This is a genomic window from Azospirillum endophyticum (assembly GCF_016595245.1).
GTDB classification, from domain to species: Bacteria; Pseudomonadota; Alphaproteobacteria; order Azospirillales; family Azospirillaceae; genus Azospirillum; species Azospirillum endophyticum.
Window position 1 is genome coordinate 1 of record NZ_JAENHM010000017.1, and the last position, 15,879, is coordinate 15,879.

Below are 15,879 nucleotides of genomic sequence, written 5' to 3' on the forward strand. Positions count from 1 at the left end.
CCACACCGCGTGCGGCTACCCCGAGTCCCTAACAGCCTCTAGCAAAACTCAAAGACACAAGGGGTGCGGCCGACCGAAGGTCGATGGAAATCAAACTTGCACCCCCTCACCCCAACCCCTCTCCCACGAGGGGAGAGGGGCTACGCGCAACGGTAAGATGCTTTTCTTGCCGCAAGCGCGAGATCTGTGCATGCCGTAGCCCCCCGGGGAGAGGGTCGGGGCGAGGGGGGAATCCGCTTTCAAACGCGATTGCCCTGATCAAGCGCCGCCGTCTCCCTGCGCCGGCTGACGCTCCTCCATCTGCAGGGCCGTCTGCAGGATATGGTCGGCGGTCAGCCGGCGCAGCGCGCCGGCGTCGCCGGCCGCGATGGCTTCGACCATGCGGAAATGTTCGCGGTTCGACTGCTCGATGCGCGCCCGCGTCTTCCACTGCGTGACCGGCGCCGACGGGCCGCGTCCCCGCAGTTCCCAGACGATGTTGATCAGCTCGCGGTTCGACCCCAGCGCCAGTAGCTTGGCGTGGAAGGCGATGTTGGCCTCGTAGAGGTCGAGCAGCGTCCCCTCCAGGATGAGGTCGGCGAAGTGCTGCGCCAGCGCATGAAGCTCGGCGATGTCGGCGGCGGTCGCATTGGCGACGACGCTGCTCGCCGCCGCGGTCTCCAGGATCAGCCGGACCTCGCGCACCTCCTCGGCCTGCCGGTCGTCGGGGGTGTGGACGTGGTAGCCCCGGTTCGGGACATGCCGCACCAGCCGCTTGAGCGCGAGCTGGTCGAGCGCGCGCCGCACCTCCATCCGTTTGGCCTCGTAGCGGGTCTCCAGGTCGATCTGCTTCAGCCACATTCCCGGCGCGAAGACGCCGGCCTGGATGTCGCGCGCCATGCGGTCGACGAGGTTGCCGGTGACGGGATCCGCTTTGACGCTCATGGGACGCAGATGACCTCGCATTCTGTCTGAACCCTCGCTCCGGCAACGCCGGAAGAGGCGCCGTATCGTAAGGCCGCCCCACGCACGCGGCAACGGATGTGGCGACGGATCTCCGGGGGATTCCCTCTCCGCCGAAGGCCAGCCGCCACTCTCCGTCATCCGGACCGGCGGAACGTTGTGTCCGCCGATCATCGGAAAAACGGAATTGCCCCCTTGCCAAGGCGCCGGCGATGTGTAACCAATTTTGGCGCCAATTTCTATACCAATTGGAATCGCGATGACTCTCCTCGACGTGCCGCCGGGCGGCCCTACCGGTGCCCAGGGCGGTGCTCCACAGGACCGCGGCCGGCAAATCTACGACCTCGGCCACACCACGGTGTTCGCCAGCCGGCAGGATCCGCGCTTTTCCTACTGCCTCTATGTTCCGCCGCCGGTCGAGGGCGTCGCTCCGGATCTGGCGGTGGTGGTGCACGGGACCGGCCGCGCCTTCATGGCCTACCGCGACGCCTTCGCCGACTTCGGCCGCTGGAACAACTGCGCCATCCTCTGCCCGCTGTTCCCGGCGGGGGTGCGTGGCGACGGCAACCGCGACGGCTTCAAATACATGCAGGAAGCCGACATCCGGTACGACGAGGTGCTGCTGTCGATCGTCGACGAGGTCGGGGAGCGCTACGGCTTCGACGTCTCCCGCTTCGCGCTGTTCGGCTATTCCGGCGGCGGGCATTTCGCCAACCGCTTCTTCCTGCTGCGGCCGCAGCGGTTGTGGGCGGTTTCGATCGGCGCGCCCGGATCGGTGACGCTGCTCGACCCGACGCGCGACTGGTGGGTCGGCGTGCGCGACATGAAGGCGCGCTTCGGCATCGAGGCCGATCCCGCCGCCATGGCGTCGGTTCCGGTCCAGATGGTGGTCGGCGCCGCCGATTTGGAGACCTGGGAGATCACCCACCGCGAGGACGGCCGCCATTGGATGCCCGGCGCCAACGACGCCGGCCGCACCCGGCCGGAACGGCTCGACAGCCTGCGCCGCTCCTTCGAGGCCGCCGGCCTGCAGGTCCGCTTCGATCTGGTGCCGAACGTCCCGCATGACGGCAACAAGGTGGTCGGCCATGTCCAGGACTTCTTCGCCGACATGCTGAAGCGCCGCCGCGCGGCCAGGGGCTGAGACAGGGGGGACGGACCATGGCGGCAGAGCGGATCGGGGACGCGATGATCGTCGCCCCGCAGCCCGAGGCGGCGGAGGCAGGCGCCGAGGTGCTGGAGCGCGGCGGCAACGCCGTCGACGCGGCCATCGCCTGCGCCTTCGTCCAGGGGGTCGTCGATCCCCAGATGTCGGGCATCGGCGGCTTCGGCTCGATGCAGGTCTACATGCCCGGACGCGGCGTCCACGACATCCTGGAATTCTACGCCCGCGCCCCGCTCGCCGCCCGGCCCGACATGTGGACCGACCTGCTGCTCGGCCAGACGCGCGACGGCTTCGGCTTCCTGCTCGAAGGCGGCATCAGCGAGATCGGCCATCTCGCCGTCTGTACGCCGGGCAGCCTGAAGGGCTATGCCGAGGCGCTCGGCCGCTACGGGACCTTCGACTGGGCCGACGTGATGGCCCCAGCCATCGCCCAGGCCAGGCGCGGCTTCATGGTCCGCCCCCATGTCCACTGGTATTGGTCGCTCGACCAGAGCGGCAGCGGCGAGGTCGATACCATCGACAAGCTGCGCCACAGCCGCACCGGCCGGGACATCTATTTCCGGCCCGACGGCACGGTGAAGCGCCCGGGCGACCTCGTCCTCAACCCCGACCTGATGCGGACGTTGGAACGCATCGCAGCGGGTGGTCCCGACCTGTTCTACCGCGGCGAGATCGCCGGGGAGATCGCCGCCGACATGGCGGCGCATGGCGGGCTGATCGGTCTCGACGATCTCGCCGCCTACGAGGTCTCGACCGCCGCGCCGGTCTGGGGCGAGTATCGCGGGCACCGCATCTCGACCAGCCCGCCGCCGGCGAGCGGCTTCCCGATGCTCCAGCTTCTCCATATTCTGGAGAATTTCGACATCGGCGCGCTGGAGCATGGCTCGGCCGAGCATGTCCGCCTGCTCGCCGAGGCGATGAAGCGGATGACGGTGGACAAGGACAGGCACATGGGCGACCCGGCCTATGTCGAGGTCCCGGTGGACCGGCTGATCGCCAAGGACTATTGCAGGGCGCTGGCCGAGGACATCCGCGCCGGCAACCGGGCCGAGGTCTCGCGGCTCGACAAATCCAGCCGAGACACCACCCACATCTCGGTGGTGGATGCCCGGGGCAACGCGGTCGCCCTGACCCACACGCTGGGCAGCCCGTCGGGCGCCATCACCGACGGTCTCGGCTTCATGTACAACGGGACCATGGCCCGCTTCGACCCGCGGCCGGGCCGCGCCGGCTCCATCGCGCCGGGCAAGCGGCGCGCCAGCTCCGCGGCGCCGACCATCGTCTTCAAGGACGACCGGCCCTTCGTGGTGATGGGGGCACCGGGCGGCAGCTACATCGCCCCGGCGATGGCGCAGGGGATCATGAACGTGATCGACTTCGGCATGCCGATGCTGGAGGCGGTCAGTGCCCCGCGGGTCATGGCGGTCTCCAACACCATCGACGTGTCGAACCGCATCCGCCGCTCGGTCACCGATGCGCTGACCGGGCAGGGCTACGCGGTGAAGCGGTCGTGGCAGAGCTACGCCTTCGCCGCCCTGCACGGCATCCGCATCGACGACGGCATCTGCAGCGGCGGCGCTGATCCGCAGCGGGACGGCATGGCGATCCGCGTGCGGCCGCCCGCCGCGATTTAATCTTTTCGGCGCCAGCCGGCAAAAAGGCCGGCGTTCAACGACAATGACGCATGAACAGAGGGGTAGGTCGATGACGAGGTTCCTGGCAGCCCTGTTGGGCACGGCGCTGGCGGCTGGAGCGGCCACCGCCTCCGCCCAGAGCATCACCGTCGCGCTGAACGCCGACATCCGCAGCACCAATCCGGGCGTGAACCGGGACGACAACACCGATGCCGTCGTCCTGCACATGGTCGAGGGGCTGGTGGGCTACCGCGCGAACGGCTCCGTCGCACCGCTGCTCGCGGAATCGGTCGACCGGTCGGACGACGGCAAGACCTACAGCTTCCGCCTGCGCCAGGGCGTGACCTTCCACAACGGCGCTCCGCTGACCTCGGCGGACGTGCTGTGGAGCTGGAACCGCTACATGGATCCGAAGACGGACTGGCGCTGCCGCTCCGATTTCGACGGGCGGAACGGCCTGAAGGTCGAGAAGGTCGAGGCGCCGGACGACCGCACCGTCACCATGACGCTCGATCACGCCAGCGCGCTGTTCCTCGATGCCCTCGCCCGCACCGACTGCGGCGGCACCGCCATCCTGCACAAGGACTCGCTCAAGCCCGACGGCAGCTGGGACAAGCCGGTCGGCACCGGCCCCTTCCGGTTCGGCGAGTGGCGCCGCGGCGAGTCTGTGACGGTCTCCCGCTTCGACGGCTACCAGTCGCCGCCGGGCGACAAGCCCGACGGCATGGTCGGCGCCAAGCGTACGGCCCTCGCGTCAGTGAAGTTCCTGGTCGTTCCCGACGCCTCCACGGCCAAGGCGGCGCTGGCTTCCGGCGCGGTGGACGTCGCCCAGGTGCTGGAAACCGACGTGCCGGAGCTGAACAAGACCAAGACGGTCGAGGCCGGCTTCTACCCGTCCACCACCAAGCACACCTTCCTGTTCCAGACGCGCGACCCGCTGCTCGGCAACGTCAAGCTGCGTCAGGCGATCGCCGCCTCGCTCGACATCCCGCAGCTGGTGGCCGCCGTGTCGAACGGCGAAGGCAAGCCGAACAATTCCGGCGTTCCCGTCACCTCCGCCTACTACGACGCCGTCCAGGCCAAAGGCTACGCCTACGACCCGGCCAAGGCGAAGGCGCTGCTGAAGGAGGCCGGCTACAAGGGCGAACCGATCAGAATCATCGCCAACAAGCGCGTCCATGTCCCCAGCTTCAACGCCGCGGTGATCGCCCAGGCGATGATGCAGGCGGTCGGCATCAACGCCCAGATCGAAGTGCTGGAGTGGGTGACGCAGCTCGACCGCTACAACACCGGCAATTACCAGATGATGTCCTTCTCCTATTCCGGACGCCTCGACCCGGCGCTGAGCTACGAGCAGTTCTCCGGCCCGAAGGACAGCCAGCCGCGCAAGGTGTGGGACGATCCCGCGGTCCAGGACCTGATCACGAAGGCGTCCACCATCTCCGACGAGGCGCAGCGCCAGGCGGTCTTCGACGAGCTGCACAAGCGCCAGATGGAGGCGACCCCGCTGATCATCTTCTCCAACGGCCAGGAGGCTTGGGCTCACACCAAGCGCGTCCAGGGGGCCGACCCGTGGGAAGGCAAGGCGCGCGTCTGGGGCGCCAGGGTGGTCGGGAACTGACCTTTCGCTGTGAAGGTCAGAGCAATCGCATTTGGCGAATGTGATCTTATGCCAGGAAACCCCGTCATTCCCGCGAAGGAGCCTGTGAAGAAATCGAACGCATCCATCCAAGAGCTGATCGAGTAGGTGCGCGCGTCTCCAATGCGTCATCCCCGCGAAGGCGGGGATCCAGAGCTCCCAGTGCAAGCACTTGCAAAGCCTGGATTCCCGCCTTCGCGGGAATGACGGTCGAGAGGGGCTCATGATGGGATCCGATGTGAAACGCTTCAAACCAGAGGCCTCTATCAGCAAGTCTCCGATTTCTTCACAAAGTCAAAGGCGGGAATCCAGCCAACCCAGCAACTTTTCGCATAAGTTTCCTGGATCCCCGCCTTCGCGGGGATGACGGAAATCCTGTCATAAGGAATGCCACTTTCAGAGGCGATTGCCCTTCCGTGAAGGCGGGGGCGCGGGGCACCCCTTGCGGGAGCCCCGCCGCGGAGAGGAGACGGGCGTGCTGCATTTCGTGTTCAAACGGGTCGCCATGGCGGTGCCGACGCTGCTGATCATGGCGGTGACGGTCTTCGTGCTGATCCGCCTCATACCGGGTGATCCCGCCGCACTGATGCTCGGCGATCTGGCGACCCCGGCCAGCCTCGCCGACCTGCGGGAGCGGCTCGGCCTCGACCAGAGCCTGCCGGTCCAGTTCGGCATCTGGTTCGGCAACGTGCTGCGCGGCGACTTCGGCATCTCCATCACCTCCTCCCAGCCGGTCCTGCCGCTGGTGCTCGACCGCTTCTGGATCAGCGCGCGCGTCGTCCTCATCGCCGTGCTGCTGGCCAGCCTGTTCGCGGTGCCGGCCGGCATGGTCGCCGCGTGGCGCCAGAACAGCAGCACCGACCTGTTCCTGGTCGGGCTGGCGACGCTGCTCTATTCGATCCCGACCTTCTGGCTCGGCCTGCTGCTGCTCCTCTTCCTCGGCCTGCAGCTCAACTGGCTTCCGGTGGTGGGCTACGTGTCCTTCTCCGAGGATCCGGGGGCGGCGCTGCTCTACATCGTCATGCCGGTCATGACCCTGTTCCTGCACGAGATGGGGGTGCTGATCCGTATGTCCCGCGCCAGCACGCTGGAGGTGCTGCGCCTCGACTACATCACCCATGCCCGCGCCAAGGGGCTGTCCGAATCCGCCGTGCTGTGGCGGCATGCCTTCAAGAACGCCTTCGGACCGACCTGGACGCTGATCGGGCTGGTGCTCGGCAACCTGCTGGGCGGCATCGCGGTGGTCGAGACGGTCTTCACCATTCCCGGGCTCGGCCGTCTCCTCGTCGACGCGATCTTCGCGCGCGACTATCCGGTCATCCAGGGCTGCCTGCTGTTCATCGCCTTCGTCTACGTGGCCGTGAACCTCGTGGTCGATCTGCTCTATCCGGTCTTCGATCCCAGGGTGACCGCGGAATGAAACGGCTTTCCCTCAATGTCGTCCTCGGCGGCGCGATCGTCGGCATCGTCGTCGCCGGGGCGGTGCTGGGCGCGGTCTGGACCCCCTACGACCCGCTCAAGATCAATTTCGTCGGCCGGCTGGCGCCGCCGGGGGCCGCCCACTGGTTCGGCACCGACGAGTTCGGCCGCGACGTGCTGAGCCGCCTGATGGCGGCGGCGGCGACCAGCATGCTGATCAGCCTGTCCACGGTCGCGGCGGCCGGCCTGCTCGGCACTGCGGTCGGCCTCGTCTCCGGCTATGCGCGCGGCTGGACCGACCGCATCCTGATGGCCTTCAACGACGCCCTCCTGGCCTTTCCGGCGATCCTGCTGGCGCTCGGCCTGCTGACGGTGGCGGGGGCCAACAGCACCGGGATCATCGTCGCCCTCGGCCTCGCCTACACCCCCTCGGTCGCCCGCATCGTGCGCGGCACGGTGCTGTCGCTGCGCGAGCGGGAATTCGTCGAGGCGTCGCGCGTGATGGGCAATTCGGAACTCTACACCGTCCTGCGCCACATCCTGCCGAACTGCGTCGGTCCGATGACCGTGCTGGCCACCTCGATGTTCGGCTGGGTGCTGCTGGCGGAAAGCGCGCTCAGCTTCCTCGGGCTGGGCGTGCCGCCGCCGGCGCCGACCTGGGGCAACATGCTGGCGGCAAGCCGCCCCTTCATCGCCCAGGCGGTCTGGCTCGCCATCTTCCCCGGCCTCTGCATCTCCCTGACCCTGCTCGGCATCAACCTGCTGGGCGACGCGCTGCGCGACAGGCTCGACCCGCGCATGAGAGGGGCCTCCTGACATGACCGGCACCACCCTCCCCGCCCCCCTTCTCGAGGTGGAGAACCTGAGCCTGGCGGTCACGGCCACCGGCACCGAGGTCGTCCGCGGCGTCGGCTTCGCGGTGGCGCCGGGCGAGATCGTCGGCATCGTCGGCGAGTCCGGCAGCGGCAAGACGCTGGCCGCACGCTCGATCATGGCGCTCCAGCCGCCGGCGATCCGCCGCACCGCCGGCACCATCCGCTTCGAGGGGCGCGACCTCGCCGGCCTGTCGGCGAAGGAGCTGCGGGATTTGCGCGGCGGCCGCATCGGCATGGTTTTCCAGGAGCCGATGACCTCCCTCAACCCGTCGATGCTCATCGGCCAGCAGCTGGAGGAGGGGCTGGCGGTGCATCGGCACGCGCTGTCCGCCGACGAACGGCGCGCCCTGGTGCTTGACATGCTGCGGCGGGTCGGCATCGCCGATCCCGACGGGGCGCTCGCCGCCTACCCGCACCAGTTCTCGGGCGGCATGCGCCAGCGGATCATGCTCGCCTCGGTCATGCTCCTCCAGCCGGCGCTGCTGATCGCCGACGAGCCGACGACGGCGCTCGACGCCGTGGTCCAGCGCGACGTCCTCGAACTGATGGTCGGGCTGACGCGGGCGCACGGCACCGCGGTGCTGATGATCAGCCACGACCTGTCGATGGTCGCGCGCTACACCGACCGCATCATCGTCATGCGCAAGGGCGAGATCGTCGAGCAGGGGCGCAGCGACGAGCTTCTGCGGGCGCCGCGGCACCCCTACACCCGGGCGCTGCTGTCGGCGATGCCGCGACGCCAGCCGGCGCGCCCCGTTCCGCCCGCCGCGACGCCGATCATCGAGGTGCGCGACCTCGTCGTTGACTATGGCGGCCGCCGCGGCCTGTTCCGCAGGGAGTCGGGCAAGCGCGCGCTGCACGGCCTGTCCCTGTCGATCATGCCGCGGGAGGTGGTGGCGCTGGTCGGCGGCTCGGGCTCGGGCAAGACGACTCTCGGCCGCGCCATCGCCGGTCTGCTGCCCCCCAGCGCCGGCACCATCCGCTATGCCGGCCGGCCGATCATGGCGGGCGGCGCGGGATGGGCCGACTACCGCCGCAACTGCCAGATGGTCTTCCAGGACCCCTATTCCTCGCTCGATCCGCGGATGACCATCGGCGCGCTGGTTGGCGAGGCCCTGCGTACCGTGCCCGCCATGGGCCGGCGCGAGAAGGCCGAGCGGGTGGCCGAGGTGCTGTCTGAAGTCGGCCTCGCCGGACCTTTCGCCGACCGCTACCCGCACGAGCTGTCGGGCGGCCAGCGCCAGCGCGTCGCCATCGCCCGCGCGGTGGTCCGCCGCCCGGCCTTCGTCATCGCCGACGAGCCGGTTTCCGCCCTCGACGTGACGGTGCGCGCCCAGGTGCTGGAGCTGTTCGCCGACCTCCAGGCGCGGCACGGCTTTTCCTGCCTGTTCATCAGCCACGACCTCGGCGTGGTCGAACAGGTGGCCGACCGGGTGGTCGTCATGCAGGACGGCCGCATCGTGGAACAGGGCGACCGCGACACCGTCTTCGACCATCCGGCCCATCCCTATACGCGGCGGCTGCTCTCCGCCATTCCCGCGCTGGAACCGGCTGGGGAAGGCGGCGTGCGGCTCAAATGGCGGTTCGACGACGCGGCTCCGGAGCCCGTGCCGTCCTGAAGACGCCGTCAACTTGTTGACCACCCAGTTTCCGCTCAGCCTGCGGATGGTCGAGGAACCGCTGGCGGCGCGCGGCATCACCGTGAGCTACGAGACGGTGCGCCAATGGGCCCGGAAGTTCGGCCCCGAGATCCGCTACCCGGTTGCGCCGACGGGCGCCGCGCCGGGGCGACAAGTGGCACCTCGACGAAGTGGTCCTGACCATCGGCGGCCGCAAATATACCTGTGGCGGGCCGTCGATCAGGACGGCTTCGTGCTCGACGTGCTCGTCCAGAGCCGGCGCGATACCAGGGCGGCCAAGGGTTTGGCGCGCGCAAGCTTCTGAAGGCTCAGGGCCGGGCGCAGCGGGTGCCGATCACCGACAAGCTGAAGTCCTACGCCGCCGCCAAGCGGGAGATCATGCCGGGAGTGGAGCACCGCCGGCACAAAGGCATCAACAACCGGGCCGAAAACTCGCATCAGCCGACCCGACGGCGAGAGCGCCAGATGAAGCGCTTCAAGTCGCCATGTCAGGTCCAGCGGTTTCTCTCCATCCACGATCCCGTTGCCAATCCCTTCCACCTTCGCCGAGGCCACCGACCCGTCGCCGACTACCGTACCGCCCACGCCCAGGCCTTCGAGGCTTGGGCGGAGGTGGCCGGCGCCCGACCTACCAGATCACACTCCTTCCGCAACATCCTTACTCAGCTTAAAGCAGCATCCCGGCTAAAGCTGGATGGGGCGCACCCGCTGCGAACAGGTTCTCATGCTGTCCCCGCTCGCCTCGATGCACCACGGTGACGGCATCGGCCGCTAGGGTGGCTGGTATCAACGGCGCACGGCTTCTACGCCGATCTGCAAGCTACCGCCAATCCGGCATCCCTGCACCACGCCGACCTGAGCGTCAACGGCTTTGCGGAGAACCCGACGCCATTCTCCGCAGAATATGCGGCGAATTGCTTGAGCACTGCGGCGAAAGCGCCTACACTCGCCGCAGGGGATGCGGAGAACGTGAACCATGGCGACCTACATTTGGCAGCGAGAAGACTGGCCGAGCTTCCGCTGGGACGCCGGCGCTCTGCTCTCCCCTCTGGCCGACGCACGGCATCGCCAGGGGCTGTTCCTCGGCAAGATGCGCGACATCGGCATCGATGGCCGTCTTGAGGCCGAGTTGGTGGCGCTGACCGAGGATGTCGAAAAGACCAGCGCGATTGAGGGTGAGGTTCTGAACCCGTCCAGCATCCGCTCCTCCATCGCGCGCCGCCTCGGCATTCCTGACGCCGGACTCGGCCCCACTGATCGGAAGGTCGAGGGGGTCGTCGAGATCGTCCTGGACGCGGCCAAGAACCACGCGGCGCCGCTGACCGACGAGAGGATCTTCGGCTGGCACGCAGCCCTGTTCCCGACCGGCTACAGCGGAAAAGACCGGATTGATGTCGCGCGCTGGCGTAGCGATCGCCACGGCGCCATGCAGGTGGTCTCCAGCACATTCTCGCCGGCCCCGGTCGTCCACTTCGAGGCGCCGCCGGCCGGTTGCGTCCCTGGCGAGATGGCCGCGTTCCTGGCGTGGTTCAACACCCCCCAGCCGATCGATCCACTGCTGCGGGCAGGGCTCGCTCATCTCTGGTTCGTGACGATTCACCCGATGGACGACGGCAACGGCCGTATCGCCAGAGCCATCGCCGACTTGGCGATTGCCCAAGCGGAGCGGAGTGGTCAGCGCTTCTACAGCATGTCGGGCGCCATCGAGCGGGACAAGCGAGGCTACTACGCCGCTCTGGAGGCCGCGCAGAGGGGCGATCTGGACATCACCGACTGGCTTCTGTGGTTCCTCGAATGTTACGCCCGCGCTATCGCCGCCGCTGAGGCCACCACCGACCGGGTCTTCACCAGGGCGAAGTTCTGGATGGCGCAGGACGGCTTGCCACCCTTCTCCGAACGCCAGCGCAAGGTGCTGACCAAGCTGCTCGACGACTTCGAGGGGAATCTGACAACGAAGAAGTGGGCGAGCATCTGCGGCTGCTCCGCGGACACTGCGTTGCGCGACATCAACGATCTCGTCACTCGCGGGCTGCTTGTCAGGAACCTCGGAGGGAGCAAGAATACGAGCTTCACCTTCCGCTGGCCGCCCACGCGACCGCCAGACACGCCAACCGGCTGAGCGCTCCTCCCGTGATGAAATGGCCCAACCTCAGCCGTAGCCGAGGGACATAGCGGTGTTCAACGATCACAGGGCTCGCGTCGGCGCCCGGCTCGCGGCGTAACATTGGGCTTCGCTGCCGGCACCGGTCTCCGCCGCGTCTTTCGTTGGCCACAGGTCAATCAACTTGACGATGCCTCCCGAGGACGCCGCCGGTTCTTCCGCCCCCACCGGGGCCATGGCCTCAATCGAGGGCCAGCAGGGGACCGAAGGCCTCCTCCAGGCTGCTGCGGTGCAGGCCGAGCTTCGCCGGGTTGCCGGGCGTCAGGTTCACCGCGCGGATCAGGCGGCGGACCACCCGTCCCTCCGCCCGCCCGCCCTCCCGGTCGTCCACCACGTCGATGTCGATTATGTTGAGGCAGCCGTAGTCCTGCTCGAAGGCCGACAGCGCCGACAGGCCGGCGCCGCAGGCCCAGGACAGCAGCATGCGGTTCACGCCATCATGGGCGACCAGCGCCAGATGGGTCCAGCCCGGTTGCCGCACCAGCGCCTCGACGGCGGCCACCACCCGGTCGCGCACGGCGGCGAAGCCGTCGCCGCCGGCGAAGCGCCCTCCCTCCGCCGCCGCGTCGAAGCCATAGACATAGGCGGCCTCGCGGTGCTCCTTCGGCACCCCCGACAGCCGGCCGGCGCGGATTTCCAGGAAGTCGGGATGATCCTCCACCGGCAGCCCATGCGGCGCGGCGACCAGTTCGGCCGTCTGCCGCGTGCGGGCAAGTCCGGAACACAGCACGCGGTCCAGCGGAACCCCGGCCAGCAGCGCGCCGGCGGCCCGCGCCTCCTCCCGCCCGCGCTCCGTCAAGGCTGCCAGCTTCGGGTTCAGCGGCTTGCCGTCGGCGTCGTAATAGGCGACATGGCCGTGGCGCAGCAGGTAGAGGCGGCGGCGGGCGGCCGTCCCCTCCAGGGGTGCAAACAGGCTCATCGGCTGGCTCCCTGCCCTTCGGCGACGAGGCGCTTCGGATTGCTCACCGCCAGCCTCGCCAGGGTGATGTCCTTCAGCACCGCCCGCAAGGCCGCCTGCCGGTCGGGCGCGTCGAAACGCCCGGCGTCGATGGCGGCGCAGAGCCGCGGCAGCAGCGCCGGAAGGTCGCCCGCCTCGCCCAGCAGGCCGCCGACGGCGGCGGCCAGGGCCGGCTCGGCCGTGGCGCCGGCGGCCAGCTCCCGCTCGGCGACCCCCAGCGCGTTGGCGATCATCAGGGCGATGAAGCGCTGGTCGGCCGGCACCACCGGCAGGATCGCCTCGCGAAAGCTGCGCAGCGCGATGGCGACCAGGTCGCGGGCACTGGGATCGTCGTTGATCATGCCCCGTCTCCGTTCATAGCGAAGCCTCGACGGCATCGAGGTGGCGCAGGAGGTCCATTTCGATCTCCGGCAGCATCCGGCCGGTCAGCGCCAGTTCCAGCGACGGCTCGGTGCCGGAGATGTGGCGGTCCGCCTGCTGGATGGCGATCACCGCCCAGCGCATGCAGGCGGCGGCCTCCCAATAAGCGACGGCCTTCGGGTCCACCCGCCGTCCGGCGGTCTCCTCGTAGCCGGCATAGAGGTCGCCGCGGTCGGCAATGCCGCCGGCCTCGCGGTCGTTGCGGCCGAAGCGCCAGCAGGCGGCGCAAAACCAGCCCAGATCCTCCATCGGGTCGGACCAGCCCGCGAACTCCCAATCGATGATCGCGGTCAGCTTGTCGCCATCGACCATGTAGTTGCCGGTGCGGTAGTCGCGATGGCACAGCACCAGATCGCCGGGCGGTGGCGCGTTCCGCTCCAGCCAGCGCAGGCCATAGGCCAGCACCGGATCGCTGGCGGCATGGCGCCCGGCCCAGCGGCGGAAATCGGCCGTCGCCTGCAGCGCCGCCGTCGGTTCGGGTTGCGCCAGGAACTCCAGCCCATCCGCACCCGGCCGCACCCGGTGGATCAGGCCGAGCTGCCGGCCAAGTTCGCGGGCCAAATCGCGCCGCGGCTCCTCGCTCTTGACCATGCGGAAGCCGGCGGCGGTGCCCGCCGCCCGCCGCATGATGTAGAAGGGCGCGCCCAGCATCGCCGGGTCGGCGCCGACGAACAGCGGTTCCGGCACGGTGGCGCCGGCGGCGAAGACAGCGCGCAGGACCGCGGCTTCCTCCGCCTTGCCCAGGCTGGCCGATACGCCGGAGGACGATCCGGTGCGCAGCACGCAAGGGTGGCGGCCGGACAGCGGTCCGCCGTCGATCTCCAGCGTCACCGCGAGGTTGAGCGAGATGGCTCCACCGCTGAGCCGCCCCTCGTCGATGACGGCGACCGACTGCGCCCCGGCCCGTTCAGCCAGCCAGGTTTCGAGAGCCGTCTTCCGGTCGGCTTCGAGACCGGCCTTCCCGCCGCCGCTCACCGCCAGCCCCAGAAATCGTCGCCCTCGGCGAGATAGCTGCGGCTCAGCACCATCTTGTGGACCTCCGACGCGCCGTCGACCAGCTTGGCCTGCCGGGCGTAGCGGTAGATCCATTCCAGCACCGTGTCCTTGGAATAGCCCCGCGCGCCGCAGAGCTGGATCGCCGTGTCCGCCGCCTTGAACAGCGTGTCGGCGACCTGGACCTTGGCCATCGACACCTCCTTGCGGGCGAAGCTGCCGCTGTCCAGCGCGTGCGCCGCCTTCATGGTCAGCAGCCGGCCGATCTCGATCTGCATCGCCGTCTCGCCCAGCATCCACTGCACGCCCTCATGCTCGGCCAGCGGCATGCCGAAGCTCTCGCGTTCCTTGACGTAGGCCGCGGCAATCTCCAGGCAGCGCTTGGCGAGGCCGGTCCAGCGCATGCAGTGGGTCAGCCGCGCCGGCCCCAGCCGGATCTGCGTCGCCTTCAGCCCGTCGCCGACCTGCATCAGCACGTTTTCGTCCGGGATCTCCAGCCCCTCGAAGACCAGTTCGCAATGGCCGCCATGCTCCTCCGGTCCCATGATCGGGATGCGGCGCTCGATGCGCCAGCCCGGCTGGTCACGATCGAACAGGAAGGCTGTCAGCCCCTTGCGCGGATCGTCAGAGGTGCGCGCCATCAGGATGAAATGCTGCGCCGTGCCGGCCCCGGTGATGAACCATTTGCGCCCCGTGACCACCCAGCGGTCGCCCTTGCGCTCCGCCCTGGTCTTCATCATCGACGGGTCGGAGCCGCCGCCCGGATGCGGTTCGGTCATGGCGAAGGCGCTGCGCACCCGGCCCTCGACGATGGGGGCGAGCCAGCGCTCCTTCTGGGCCGGCGTGCCGACCATGCTCAGGAGCCGCATGTTGCCGTCGTCGGGGGCGGCGGCGTTGAAGCAGACCGGCCCGAAGATGGAGCGGTTCATCTCCTCGTAGCAGGCGGCGATGCCGACCATCGGCAGGCCCAGGCCGCCGGCCTCCCTCGGCAGCTGCAGGGTCCACAGGCCGGCCGCCTTCGCCTTGGCGCGCAACGCCTCCAACGGCGCCTCGGCAATGTTCTCGTGTTCGTCCCAATTGGCGCGGTCGGCCTCGACCGGAAGGATCTCCTGCTCGACGAAGGCGCGGACGCGGCGACGGATGTCGTCCAGCTCCGGGGAAAGGGTGAAGTCCATGGATCCGCTCCTTATCGTTTAAAGCGACGAGACCAGATGGCCGCCGTCGACGGCCAGCACCGATCCGGTCATGTAGGCGCCGGCATCCGACGCCAGCAGCAGCAGCGGGCCGTCGAGATCGGCCAGCCGGCCGAGCCGGCGCTGCGGGATGCGCTTGACCAGCGCCTTGCCGGCGTCGCTGGCGAAGAAGTCGGCATTCAGTTCGGTCTCGACATAGCCGGGGCACAGCGCGTTGACCCGGATGCCGTAACGGGCCAGTTCCAGCGCCATCGCCTTGGTCAGATGCACCAGCCCGCCCTTGGCGGCGATGTAGGACGAGACCTGCCCCGCCACCCGCATGCCGAGGATGGAGGCGATGTTGACGACCGCCCCGCCCTGGCCGTCGTCGCGCATGCGCCGCGCCACCGAGCGCGCCACGCGGGCGCAGCCGGTCAGGTTGGTGTCGACCACCCGGTCCCACTCCTCCTCGCCCATGTCGAGGAAGGGGCGCGTGGCGGTGACGCCGGCATTGTTTACGAGGATGTCGACGCGGCCCAGCGCTCCCCAAGCCTCATCCACCGCGGCGGTGACGGAGGCCGAATCGGTCACGTCCATGGCGACGACGACGGCGCTGCCGCCTGCGGATTCGATCGCGGCGCGGGTTTCGGCCAGCGCATCGGTCCGCCGCGCCGCCAGGGCAACGCGGGCGCCCGCCTTCGCCAGCACGCCGGCGAAATGGCGGCCAAGGCCGCTCGATGCGCCGGTGACCAGCACCGTCTTGCCGATCAGGTCGATGGTGACGCTCATCGTTTCTCCTATGGGCGGGCTATGGGTGGGACCTCGCGGGACGGGCGCCGATGCGCCATCCCGGTGGCTCCC

The 15,879-nt window shown here is 69.0% G+C and carries 13 protein-coding genes and 1 pseudogene; 8 read left to right on the forward strand and 6 right to left on the reverse strand.

Annotated elements, in window-relative coordinates:
- Window positions 1-258: 258 nt before the first annotated feature.
- Window positions 259-924 carry a GntR family transcriptional regulator gene (locus JHL17_RS04455; RefSeq protein WP_200190853.1) on the reverse strand — a complete coding sequence of 222 codons (666 nt, stop codon included), beginning with the start codon at window positions 922-924 and terminating at the stop codon, window positions 259-261.
- Window positions 925-1,201: 277 nt separating this feature from the next.
- Here JHL17_RS04455 and JHL17_RS04460 point away from each other — a divergent pair, with 277 nt between their 5' ends.
- The 8 genes and pseudogenes from JHL17_RS04460 (at window position 1,202) to JHL17_RS04495 (ending at window position 11,433) form a co-directional block, all read left to right on the forward strand.
- The gene (locus JHL17_RS04460) at window positions 1,202-2,086 is read left to right on the forward strand and encodes an alpha/beta hydrolase family protein (RefSeq protein ID WP_200190854.1); all 885 of its coding nucleotides are present in this window, start codon (window positions 1,202-1,204) and stop codon (window positions 2,084-2,086) included.
- A 17-nt stretch (window positions 2,087-2,103) separates the two neighbouring features.
- Complete coding sequence (gene ggt / locus JHL17_RS04465) at window positions 2,104-3,741, forward strand: gamma-glutamyltransferase (protein WP_247893310.1); 1,638 nt, start codon at window positions 2,104-2,106, stop codon at window positions 3,739-3,741.
- Window positions 3,742-3,811: 70 nt separating this feature from the next.
- Window positions 3,812-5,362, forward strand: a complete 1,551-nt coding sequence (locus JHL17_RS04470; RefSeq protein ID WP_247893311.1) for an ABC transporter substrate-binding protein — start codon at window positions 3,812-3,814, stop codon at window positions 5,360-5,362.
- Window positions 5,363-5,855: 493 nt separating this feature from the next.
- The gene (locus tag JHL17_RS04475; RefSeq protein ID WP_200190856.1) at window positions 5,856-6,800 is read left to right on the forward strand and encodes an ABC transporter permease subunit; all 945 of its coding nucleotides are present in this window, start codon (window positions 5,856-5,858) and stop codon (window positions 6,798-6,800) included.
- A complete protein-coding gene (locus tag JHL17_RS04480) occupies window positions 6,797-7,615 on the forward strand; it encodes an ABC transporter permease (RefSeq protein WP_200190857.1) in 819 nt (272 codons plus the stop codon). Before JHL17_RS04475 ends, JHL17_RS04480 begins: the two co-directional genes overlap by 4 nt.
- 1 nt (window position 7,616) lies before the next feature.
- Window positions 7,617-9,293 carry an ABC transporter ATP-binding protein gene (locus JHL17_RS04485; protein ID WP_200190858.1) on the forward strand — a complete coding sequence of 559 codons (1,677 nt, stop codon included), beginning with the start codon at window positions 7,617-7,619 and terminating at the stop codon, window positions 9,291-9,293.
- 13 nt (window positions 9,294-9,306) lie between these two features.
- Window positions 9,307-9,962 (forward strand): annotated as a pseudogene (locus tag JHL17_RS04490) (IS6 family transposase); the annotation flags it as partial.
- A gap of 328 nt (window positions 9,963-10,290) precedes the next feature.
- A complete protein-coding gene (locus JHL17_RS04495; protein WP_200190859.1) occupies window positions 10,291-11,433 on the forward strand; it encodes a Fic family protein in 1,143 nt (380 codons plus the stop codon).
- 223 nt (window positions 11,434-11,656) lie between these two features.
- On the opposite strand, the gene JHL17_RS04500 is transcribed toward JHL17_RS04495, so the two are convergent.
- From JHL17_RS04500 to JHL17_RS04520, 5 genes are read right to left on the reverse strand one after another with little or no spacing between them, the layout of a single operon-like run.
- Window positions 11,657-12,394 carry a histidine phosphatase family protein gene (locus JHL17_RS04500; protein WP_200190860.1) on the reverse strand — a complete coding sequence of 246 codons (738 nt, stop codon included), beginning with the start codon at window positions 12,392-12,394 and terminating at the stop codon, window positions 11,657-11,659.
- A complete protein-coding gene (locus JHL17_RS04505) occupies window positions 12,391-12,774 on the reverse strand; it encodes a DUF6285 domain-containing protein (protein WP_200190861.1) in 384 nt (127 codons plus the stop codon). The genes JHL17_RS04500 and JHL17_RS04505 overlap by 4 nt, the downstream gene beginning before the upstream one ends.
- Before the next feature lie 13 nt (window positions 12,775-12,787).
- A complete protein-coding gene (locus JHL17_RS04510) occupies window positions 12,788-13,828 on the reverse strand; it encodes a phosphotransferase family protein (RefSeq protein ID WP_345773751.1) in 1,041 nt (346 codons plus the stop codon).
- Window positions 13,825-15,021, reverse strand: coding sequence for an acyl-CoA dehydrogenase family protein (locus JHL17_RS04515; RefSeq protein WP_200190863.1), 1,197 nt, complete (start codon window positions 15,019-15,021; stop codon window positions 13,825-13,827). Before JHL17_RS04515 ends, JHL17_RS04510 begins: the two co-directional genes overlap by 4 nt.
- 18 nt (window positions 15,022-15,039) lie before the next feature.
- The gene (locus JHL17_RS04520; protein WP_200190864.1) at window positions 15,040-15,807 is read right to left on the reverse strand and encodes an SDR family NAD(P)-dependent oxidoreductase; all 768 of its coding nucleotides are present in this window, start codon (window positions 15,805-15,807) and stop codon (window positions 15,040-15,042) included.
- Between the last annotated feature and the right edge of the window lie 72 nt (window positions 15,808-15,879).